The sequence below is a fragment of the Micromonospora sp. NPDC005367 genome (assembly GCF_040606825.1).
Taxonomy (GTDB): domain Bacteria; phylum Actinomycetota; class Actinomycetes; order Mycobacteriales; family Micromonosporaceae; genus Micromonospora.
The window spans coordinates 60,196-68,837 of the sequence record NZ_JBEXFP010000036.1 but is presented as its reverse complement, the minus strand read 5'-3'; the positions used below and the strand labels follow the sequence as shown (position 1 = coordinate 68,837).

Below are 8,642 nucleotides of genomic sequence, written 5' to 3'. Positions count from 1 at the left end.
GTGGCGACGCTGCTCGTGCCGGCTGCCGCACCCTGGCTCAAGCTCTCCGAGGCGTTGGACTTCGTGCGGGCGGTACGGCCGAAGCGCGCGTTCCCGATCCACGACGCCACCCTCAACGACCTCGGCCAGGAATACTTCGACGGCTGGCTGGACTTCAAGGGCGGCACCGAGTACGCGCGCATCCCGGTCGGGGAGTCGGTGACAATCCGCTGAGCGTGTCCCAGCAACCGGCAAATCCGCGCATCAAGGACATGGCGAAACTTCCGTCGTACTCCCGCTCGTGAAAAGGCGGGCGGATGGGGAACCACCGCGTGGACGGGATGAGCACGCCCGGCACGGCGTGGACCGATGGCGGGGGTCGTCGGACCGTCGGTCGCCGGTCCACCAGGTGGGGGGAAGGCATGGGTTTCGTCACTGCGAAGGACGGCACGGAGATCTACTACAAGGACTGGGGCAGTGGGCCGGTCGTCACGTTCTCGCACGGATGGCCGTTGAGCGCGGACGCGTGGGACGGCCAGATGCTGTTCCTGGCCCAGAACGGGTTCCGGGTCGTGGCCCACGACCGCCGGGGGCACGGCCGCTCCGGCCAGGCCTCTGCCGGCAACGACATGGACGGGTACGCCGACGACCTCGCCGCGGTGATCGAAGCCCTCGACCTGACCGATGCGACGCTCGTCGGGCATTCGACCGGTGGCGGCGAGGTGGCCCGCTACATCGGGAGACACGGGACCGGCCGAGTCGCGAAGGCGGTGCTCATCTCCGCGGTGCCACCGATCATGGTGCAGGGCCCGGACAATCCCGAGGGCCTGCCGATCAGCGCCTTCGACGATCTGCGCGCGCAACTGTTCCAGGATCGGTCGCAGTTCTATCAGGACCTGGCGCAGATGTTCTACGGCGCCAACCGTTCCGGCGCCACCGTGTCAAAGGGCATCCTCGACCAGTTCTGGCTCTGGAGCATGCAGGCCGGGATGAAGAACGCGTACGAGAGCATCAAGGCGTTCTCGGAGACGGACTTCCGCGACGACCTTGCCAAGTTCGACATCCCGACCCTGGTGATGCACGGCGAGGACGACCAGATCGTCCCGGTGAAGGACTCGGCACACAAGACCGCCAAACTCGTCGCGAACGTCCAGGAGATCTACTACCCCGGCGCGCCGCACGGGATGACCGCCACGCTTCAGGACCAGATCAACAAGGATCTGCTCGCCTTCCTGCGCAGCTGACCCGCGACCTGTCCGGGGGACGCGGCTGGAGCGACCCGGACGGCCGTCAGCGGGCGCCGTCCGGGGCGACGCTCCCCTGCCGCCGACGGGCTAGGGGACGCTCTTACCGTCGCCCGTCGCCCGTCGCCCGTCGCCCGTCGCCAGGCGCGCGTCGCCCGGCGCCTGTCGCCCGGCGCCTGTCGCCTGTCGCCCGTCGTCAGGCGTCAGGCGTCGAGGTATGCCAGAACGGCGAGGACTCGACGGTTGTCGTCGTCGGACGGCGGCATGTCCAGCTTGGCGAGAATGTTGTTGATGTGTTTGCTCACTGCCTTCTCGGTGATGCGGAGCTGAACCGCGATCGCGGCGTTGGAGCGCCCTTCAGCCATTTTGCCGAGCACTTCGCGCTCACGGGTGGTGAGCACCGCCAGCGGCTCCCGGCGGGCGAGCAGTTGCGAGATCACCTCGGGGTCCATCGCGGTGCCGCCGCCGGCGACCCGGCGGACGGCGTCGACGAACTCACCGACGTTGGACACACGGTCCTTGAGGAGGTAGCCCAAACCGCCGTCCGGGGTGCTGAGCAGTTCGCGGGCGTACAGGGGCTCGACGTGCTGGGAGAGCATGAGGATCGGCAGGCCGGGCATCTGGGTGCGCGCCGCGATCGCGCATTGCAGGCCCTCGTCGGTGAACGTCGGGGGAAGGCGGACGTCGATGACCGCCACCTGGGGCTTGTGTGTGATCAGGGCGGGCAGCAGGGCCGGGCCGTTGTCGACGGCCGCGACGACGTCGAAGTCGAAGGCCTGCAGGAGCCGGGTCAGCCCGTCACGGAGGAGGGCATGGTCCTCGGCGATGACAACGCGCACGGCAACTCCATGGTGACGACGGTGGGTCCACCGGGTGGGCTGGACAGGGCGATCGTGCCATCGAACGCGGCGAGCCGACGTTCGATACCGCGCAGACCGGTGCCGGCCTCGGGGTCGGCGCCTCCTTCACCGTCGTCGGTGACCACCATCGTCAACGCACCGTTCGCGTGACGCATCGACACCGATGCGGTTTGGGCGCGGCTGTGCCGAATCATGTTGGCCAGCGCCTCGGCGACCGCGAAGTACGCGGCCGACTCGACGGGTGTGTCAGGCCGTCCGGGCAACTCGATGTCGACCGTGATCGGCACCGGCAGGCTGAGCGCAAGCGCACGGACGGCGCCGCCGAGTCCACGTTCGGCGAGCACCGGCGGGTGAAGGCCACGGACGAGGTGCCTCAGCTCGTCCAGCGCCGCGACCCCGGACTCGCGCGCCTCGGCGAGCAGCTTGTGTGCCTCGGCCGGGTTCCGGTCGATGAGTGTGTCGGCCAGGCCGATCACCATGCTCAGCGCGACCAGCCGGGCCTGCACACCGTCGTGCAGGTCGCGTTCGATGCGGCGCAATTCGGCCGCTTGAGCATCCACGGTGCCGGCACGCGTCACGGTCAGCTGCATGACGCGCAGCCGGAGTTCGACGGCCCTGGTGGGCGCGAGGAAGAGCCGGGCGAAGTGGGCATCGACGCGACGCAGCCACGGCGCCGCCCACAGGCCGGCGGCGAGGATGACGGCGCCCTGCGGTACGCAGAGCAAACCGGCGCCGAACGTGTCGATGGACCAGATGCCGCCGTAGCCGTACCAGCCGGTGCCGAGCCAGATCCACAACGGCGTCAGAGTCAGACCCGCGAGCCCGTACAACGGCACGACCACACCGATCGTCCCGAGCGTGAACCCGACGATCGCGCCCGGCGCAAGCCAGGCGAGGTCGCGCCAGGTGGCCGGGTCCGTCACCGTCCACCGGAAGCGCCGCCAGCCACCGGCCACCGCCCGTTCCGGGGGCGGATGGTAGGGGCGGGTCACCAGTACACCGGCACGCGAGGCACGTCTGCGCTCGAGATCGGCGCGCATCCGGATCAGTGTCATCGTCCAGGGCACCAACGCCAACCCGAGGAACGGCACCGGTGCCAGGGCCAGCGCGACGAGCGACATGACGAGCAGCGGGATGTTGGTGAGCGCCAGGCCGATCGCGGCCAGGCCGCCCAACCCTGAGCGCGCACCGCGCCGAACCCATCGGCCCGTCCGTCCGCCCGCCACAACCATCTCCACAGATCATATTGTGCCCGCCGGTGCGTGGCTCGAATGGTGGTGCCAGCACCCCCATGCCGGAGGGCGTAGCGCTCCTGACGCACCGGACATCAGGCGCTTTGATAGAAACATGACGATCACCATGGAGCCGCCGCGGACTGCGACCGGCAGTGATTTCGCCGTCCTGTCCCGCCGGATCACCGGCGAGGGGCTGATGCAGCGGCGACCCGCGTACTACGTCGCCCGGCTGACCGTCGTCACACTCATGTTGCTCGGCGGCTGGACGGCGTTCGTCGTAATCGGCTCGTCCTGGTGGCAGCTGGTGACGGCCGCGTTCCTCGCAGTCACCTTCACCCAGGTCGCCCTCGTGGCGCACGACCTGGCGCACCGCCAGGTGTTCCGCACCAAACGGCCCAGCGAAGTCGCCGGGCGGATCGCCGGGAACCTCGGCGTCGGGATGAGCTACGGGTGGTGGATGGACAAGCACACCCGTCACCACAACAACCCCAATCACGACGACCTCGACCCTGACGTCGCCCCTGAGGTACTCATCTGGGCCACCGAGTCGGCCCTGGGTCGACGCGGGCTGAAGGGTTTCATCACCCGGCATCAGGCCGCGCTGTTCTTCCCGCTGCTGACCCTGCTCGCCATCGACCTGAAGGTCTCCAGCATCAAGTCGCTGCGCAACGGCACGGTGAAGCGCCGGCGCCTGGAAAGCGCGCTGCTGATCCTGCACGCCATCGGCTACCTCTCGGCACTGCTGATCGTGCTCTCACCGTTGCAGGCCATCGCCTTCCTGCTCGTCCACCAGGCACTGTTCGGCGTCTACCTCGGCATGACGTTCGCACCCAACCACAAGGGCATGCCGCACCCGACCGGCGACGAGGACTACCTGCGCAAGCAGGTGCTGACTTCCCGCAACGTCCGCGGTGGCTGGCTGACCGACGCCGCGCTGGGCGGTTTGAACTACCAGATCGAGCACCACCTGTTCCCCGGCATGCCGACCCCCAACCTGCGCAAGGCCCAGCCGATCGTGCAGGCGTACTGCGCCGAGATCGGTGTCGCCTACGAACAAACCAGTCTGGTCACCTCTTACCGCGAAGCCCTGCAGTACCTGCACGAGGTGGGCGCACCAGCCCGCGCCGAACACGCCGCACGCCGATCCGGCTGAACCGCACCGAAAGGCACCCCCTGCTGCCGAGAGGGTCGGACGGTCGGGGCCACCAGCCCTCGCCGGCCGCACGACGCGGTGGCACCCGCACGCCGTGCCGCCCTCCCCGCGTGCGACGTTCGAACAACGGTCGGCGAAGTCTCCTGGTCTCCCCGGCGCTGGCGCCGGGGAGACGATGGCACAGCTCGTTCAAGCGGCCAGGATCGACTCGTAACCGTCCTGACCCTGCGGGGAGCACGGGACACGGCCGGGCGAGCTTGCGACGCGCGGCAGAGCGCAGGTCGACGACGGTGTCCAGATAGCAGGGGTGGGCCGGCGCCCACCTGAATGCCGACGCTTTCCACGCCGCCTATCTGAACAGCCGTTCACAATGAGACGCCAAACGGCGGCCTGCTGAACCAGTCAGGCCGCCGCGGCAAAGCGTGAATCAGAGCGAACGGATATCCGACGCCTGCGGGCCCTTCGGGCCCTGGGTGATTTCGAACTCCACCCGCTGGTTCTCCTCAAGGCTGCGGAAGCCGCTCGCCGAGATCGCCGAGAAATGCGCGAAGACGTCGTCGCCGCCGCCGTCCTGGCTGATGAAGCCGAAGCCCTTGTCGCCGTTGAACCACTTCACGGTACCTGTAGCCATGTCTGCTCCTTCGCAGGCTGTCGGAGAACGCACTATGCGGACTCGCACGCCGCCGCGTTGATCACCCGCGTCGGAAACGACACGAAAACGAGAACGAAAAAAGCGCCTGCGGGTTCTGGATGACCCATCAGGCGCCGAAACGTCAACGGAAATCAAGACTGCAACGCGGTAACCGTAGCACAGAATTCGGCGCGCGCCGCCAAATCCATGTACGCGGCCTCCGCCACAGCACTTCGCCCCGCGACGCAACGCAGGTCGCTGCGACGCCTCCGCCCCCCCCGAGCCGACGCGCCGATCAGGTGTGTCATTGCCACGCTCCCGAATACCGCGAATCACTGGCCCGTGCCGGACGTCCTCGAAGGCGTTCAGGGTGGGTTTCCCAGCACCGGCACGGCAGGCCGACCGACGTCTGATCCAGGCTGTCGGGGGTAAGCGCGGCGGCAGCATCGGTTCGCGCAGTAACAGGAGGCACCGTGACCCTCACCGCGCCCACCGCCACCATCGGCCTCGACACTGCCGCCGAGGTGGCCGCCCAGCTCAGGGTCGACTCGATCCGGTCCAGCACCAGCGCCGGGTCCGGGCACCCGACCTCCGGCATGTCCGCTGCCGACCTGTTCGCCGTGCTGCTGACCCGGCACCTGCGGTACGACTGGGAGGACCCCCGCTCGCCGGAGAACGACCACCTCATCCTGTCCAAGGGACACGCCTCCCCGTTGCTGTACTCGCTGTTCAAGGCGGCCGGGGCCATCTCCGACGACGAGCTGATGCAGGGTTACCGCCGGTTCGGGCAGCGCCTGCAGGGCCACCCCACACCCGCCCTGCCCTGGGTCGACGTCGCCACGGGCTCGCTCGGCCAGGGGCTGCCCGACGGCGTCGGAATCGCCCTCGCCGGGAAGTACCTCGACAAGCGGCCCTACCGGGTATGGGTGCTCTGCGGCGACAGCGAGATGGCGGAGGGCTCCATCTGGGAGGCGCTGGACAAGGCCTCCTACTACCAGCTCGCCAACCTCGTGACCATGGTCGACGTCAACCGGCTGGGCCAGCGCGGCGCCACCGAACTGGGCTGGGACCTCGACACGTACGCACGCCGCGCCGAGGCGTTCGGCGCCCGGGTGCTCGTCGTCGACGGCCACGACCTTGCCGCCATCGACAACGCGATGGCCACGGCCGCGGACCCGAGCGGGGACCGACCCACGGTGATCCTGGCTCGCACGATCAAGGGTCGCGGGTTCTCCGAGGTCGAGGACAGCAACGACTGGCACGGCAAGCCGTTCCCGCCGGACATGGCGGAGCGGGCCATCCGCGAACTCGGGGGCGAACGCCACCTGACGGTGCGGGGGCCACGGCCCGAGTCGGCACCCGTCGACGGTTCCAGCCCCACCAGCGGCCCGGCGGCCCGCCCCGTCACCACCCAACCGACCGAACCGGCGACGCCCGCCCGGTACGACCTGGGCCAGAAGGTGCCCACCCGCAAGGCGTACGGCGACGCCCTGGTCGCTCTCGGCGCCAAGAACCCGCGCATCGTCGCCCTCGACGGCGAGGTCAGCAACTCCACGTACGCCTTCGAGTTCGCGCATGCCCATCCCGAACGGTACTTCGAGATGTTCATCGCCGAACAGCAGCTGGTGGCCGCGGCGACCGGGCTCGCGGTCCGCGGTTACCGCCCCTTCGCATCCACCTTCGCCGCGTTCCTGACCCGGGCGTACGACTTCATCCGGATGGGCACCGTCTCCGGCGTCGACCTGTGCCTGGTCGGGTCGCACGCCGGCGTCGAGATCGGCCCCGACGGACCGTCCCAGATGGGTCTCGAGGACCTCGCGATGATGCGCGCGCTGGACGGTTCGACGGTCCTCTATCCCAGCGATGCGACCAGCACGGTGGCCCTCACCCAGGCGATGGCCGTGCTCCCGGGGATCAGCTACCTGCGCACCACCCGCGGCAAGTACCCGGTGCTCTACCCCGACGGAGAGAGCTTCCCGGTCGGTGGGTCCAAGATGTTGCGCTCGTCCGACCAGGACGAGGTGACGCTCGTCGGCGCCGGCGTCACCCTGCACGCCTGCCTCGCAGCCGCGGAGACCCTGGCGGGTGAGGGGATCCGGGCCCGAGTCATCGACTGCTACTCGGTCAAGCCGATCGACAACGAGGCCATCGCCGCCGCGGCGGCCACCACCGGACGGATCGTCGTCGCGGAGGACCACCGCGCCGAGGGCGGCCTCGGCTCGGCGGTCAAGGACAGCCTCGTCGCGGGCGGGAGCGCCCTGCCGGCCCTCGTCCATCTCGCGGTACGCGGCATGCCGGGCTCCGGGTCGAGCAAGGAGCAGCTCGCCTGGGCGGGGATCGACGCCGATCACATCGCCTCCGCCGCCCGGCAGCTGGTGGACGGCTGACTCAGCGCCACCCGTACGAGGATCGGTCGCGCCGATCAGGGGACGGACGTCGGACGATCGGCACGCCGCGGCGCGGCCGCGTGCAGGGCGTGCGCGAAAGGCTGACGCGGGCGGCAGGTGCTCGCGCCGGTCGACGGGTGCGCCCGACGCGGCGGCAGGTTACTGCCGTACTCCATGCGGGAGAGTACGGGTCGCCTACGGTGACGTCCTCTGGCGGCTACCTGGGGCGGCCCTGTTGTCTGCGGCAAGAGCTGTGAACCTCGCCGGACCGGCCGTCTTTGATCAGCCGGAGCCGGTCACGGCCGGGGTAAGCGGGCAGCCAACTCCGTCGGCAGCACCCGTCGCAGGGCCTCCACCGTCGCCTTCGCCCCGAACCGCTCTGTGGCCAGCCGTTCAGCACGGGCGGACGCGCTGAAGATCTGGTCGACGGGTGCGGCCCGCAGCACGGCGACGATCCAGCCTTCCAGATCCATCACGTCGGCGGGCAGCTCCAGAGCCTCCGGTGTCGGTGCCGGCCGGGGCGCCTGGTCGGGGATCGGTTCGGCGGCTGAGGCGTACCGGCCGGGTGGAAGGCTCACCCGGTAAGGGTGAACGCAGACGGCGACGCCGTCGGTGGTGGCGCGCCACCCGAGGTTTGGGCGGTACGTGAAGTCGGGTCCGGGACGGTCGGCCACGTCGAACTGGCCCGGCCCGAGCTGCTGGGCGGGACACACGACGCAGGTCTCTTCACACCAGCGCGGAAGCGGCTCGGACATGGCGCCGATCGTACGGCAACCAGGAGGTACCGGGGCATGACGCAATCGCCCTGCCCCAGCGGCCTTGACAATTCGGCGAGGTCAGCGACCATGGCGATTCCGGCAGCACGCGGGCTCGCCACCAGGTTGTCAGGGCTGCTGGACGAGAGGACGTCGCCTGCCAGCGTCTGCCCCAACTCGTAGGCGAGACGGGCGGGTGTCAGCGAGAACCACCGCGCCGTGGGCGACGAGCGCTAGCTCGTCCCGGACGAACCAGAACAGGTCCTGTCCAGGAGTGGAGAAGAGGTACAGGTAGGGGGGCTAGCCCCATGTCGGGCTTCGGGTTCTCCGGCTGGTGCAGCCATCGGCGACCTTCATACGGTCGAGGCACGCTTTTCCCCCGAAAGGAGCCTCGACGT

7 protein-coding genes and 2 pseudogenes are annotated in these 8,642 nt (G+C 69.5%); 4 read left to right on the top strand and 5 right to left on the bottom strand.

Annotation, left to right across the window (positions count from 1 at the left end):
* Both ABZS42_RS22830 and ABZS42_RS22825 read left to right on the top strand, forming a co-directional pair.
* Positions 1 to 213, top strand: a pseudogene (locus tag ABZS42_RS22830) (MBL fold metallo-hydrolase); the annotation flags it as partial.
* Positions 214 to 401: 188 nt separating this feature from the next.
* The gene (locus tag ABZS42_RS22825; protein ID WP_355148369.1) at positions 402 to 1,223 is read left to right on the top strand and encodes an alpha/beta hydrolase; all 822 of its coding nucleotides are present in this window, start codon (positions 402 to 404) and stop codon (positions 1,221 to 1,223) included.
* Between the two features lie 203 nt (positions 1,224 to 1,426).
* Here the strand turns inward: ABZS42_RS22825 and ABZS42_RS22820 are convergent, their stop codons facing one another.
* Together ABZS42_RS22820 and ABZS42_RS22815 are read right to left on the bottom strand one after the other, a co-directional pair.
* A complete protein-coding gene (locus tag ABZS42_RS22820; RefSeq protein WP_355148367.1) occupies positions 1,427 to 2,062 on the bottom strand; it encodes a response regulator transcription factor in 636 nt (211 codons plus the stop codon).
* Positions 2,014 to 3,315, bottom strand: coding sequence for a sensor domain-containing protein (locus tag ABZS42_RS22815; RefSeq protein WP_355148371.1), 1,302 nt, complete (start codon positions 3,313 to 3,315; stop codon positions 2,014 to 2,016). The genes ABZS42_RS22820 and ABZS42_RS22815 overlap by 49 nt, the downstream gene beginning before the upstream one ends.
* Positions 3,316 to 3,430: 115 nt before the next feature.
* Here ABZS42_RS22815 and ABZS42_RS22810 point away from each other — a divergent pair, with 115 nt between their 5' ends.
* Complete coding sequence (locus ABZS42_RS22810; RefSeq protein ID WP_355148365.1) at positions 3,431 to 4,471, top strand: acyl-CoA desaturase; 1,041 nt, start codon at positions 3,431 to 3,433, stop codon at positions 4,469 to 4,471.
* Positions 4,472 to 4,898: 427 nt separating this feature from the next.
* On the opposite strand, the gene ABZS42_RS22805 is transcribed toward ABZS42_RS22810, so the two are convergent.
* Positions 4,899 to 5,102: a cold-shock protein gene (locus ABZS42_RS22805; RefSeq protein ID WP_355148363.1), complete on the bottom strand. Its 204-nt coding sequence runs from the start codon at positions 5,100 to 5,102 to the stop codon at positions 4,899 to 4,901.
* 473 nt (positions 5,103 to 5,575) lie between these two features.
* Between ABZS42_RS22805 and ABZS42_RS22800 the strand changes: the two genes are divergently transcribed.
* On the top strand, positions 5,576 to 7,489 hold the full coding sequence (locus tag ABZS42_RS22800; protein WP_355148361.1) for a transketolase: 1,914 nt from the start codon (positions 5,576 to 5,578) through the stop codon (positions 7,487 to 7,489).
* 296 nt (positions 7,490 to 7,785) lie between these two features.
* Here the strand turns inward: ABZS42_RS22800 and ABZS42_RS22795 are convergent, their stop codons facing one another.
* Positions 7,786 to 8,244 carry a hypothetical protein gene (locus ABZS42_RS22795; protein WP_355148359.1) on the bottom strand — a complete coding sequence of 153 codons (459 nt, stop codon included), beginning with the start codon at positions 8,242 to 8,244 and terminating at the stop codon, positions 7,786 to 7,788.
* Between the two features lie 192 nt (positions 8,245 to 8,436).
* A pseudogene (locus tag ABZS42_RS22790) lies at positions 8,437 to 8,535 on the bottom strand (ATP-binding protein); the annotation flags it as partial.
* Positions 8,536 to 8,642: the final 107 nt, after the last annotated feature.

Coding starts and splice junctions, on each gene's coding strand:
- ABZS42_RS22825 (WP_355148369.1), top strand. CDS start 402: ATGGGTTTCGTCACTGCGAAGGACGGCACGGAGATCTACTACAAGGAC.
- ABZS42_RS22815 (WP_355148371.1), bottom strand. CDS start 3,315: ATGGTTGTGGCGGGCGGACGGACGGGCCGATGGGTTCGGCGCGGTGCG.
- ABZS42_RS22810 (WP_355148365.1), top strand. CDS start 3,431: ATGACGATCACCATGGAGCCGCCGCGGACTGCGACCGGCAGTGATTTC.
- ABZS42_RS22805 (WP_355148363.1), bottom strand. CDS start 5,102: ATGGCTACAGGTACCGTGAAGTGGTTCAACGGCGACAAGGGCTTCGGC.
- ABZS42_RS22795 (WP_355148359.1), bottom strand. CDS start 8,244: ATGTCCGAGCCGCTTCCGCGCTGGTGTGAAGAGACCTGCGTCGTGTGT.